Annotated in this window: 2 protein-coding genes; both read right to left on the reverse strand. The window is 49.2% G+C overall.

Features of this window, described 5'->3' with window-relative positions; genetic code table 11:
- On the reverse strand, positions 1–231 hold a 231-nt coding region (locus NE664_14045; protein MCQ4727756.1), incomplete at its 3' end, for an HAD hydrolase-like protein.
- A partial coding sequence (locus NE664_14050; GenBank protein ID MCQ4727757.1) for a gfo/Idh/MocA family oxidoreductase occupies positions 209–447 on the reverse strand: 239 nt, incomplete at its 5' end. The genes NE664_14050 and NE664_14045, both read right to left, overlap by 23 nt.

A 447-nucleotide genomic window follows, 5' to 3' on the forward strand; every position in this document is an offset into this window, starting at 1 on the left:
CTCATCATAGACCTCCAGCGCCGCCTCATAATGAGTAAGCTCTGTGTCCCCGCAGTATTTAAGCGTCCGTTCCATCAGCTTTTTATATCCGTCTCCCACAAAATACTTAACGCGGTACTCATCCATGGGGCCATAGCCAAACTGTTTTATCGTCTCATTCACCGTTTTCCTTAAAGAATGCAGTGTATTGATAATCGTTCCATCCAAATCAAATATGCAGCACTGGTACATCCTTCTGTCCTCCCTGTTCTTCCCACCGCTTCTGTACACTGCTTAAAAGCCACATGACATCCCGGGAAAGGGCCATGCTCTCTGACACAAGATGTTCCGACACAGCCTTTTCCATATCTTCCACCTCGTATTCCAAAGCCTTTTTGCTGTCGCCGCAGGCAATCTCCTCCCTCCCTCCGTCTGCAGTATAGACAATGGCGGCCCGGTCTGCTCTCG

The sequence above is a fragment of the Anaerotignum faecicola genome, assembly GCA_024460105.1.
Classification (GTDB): domain Bacteria; phylum Bacillota; class Clostridia; order Lachnospirales; family Anaerotignaceae; genus JANFXS01.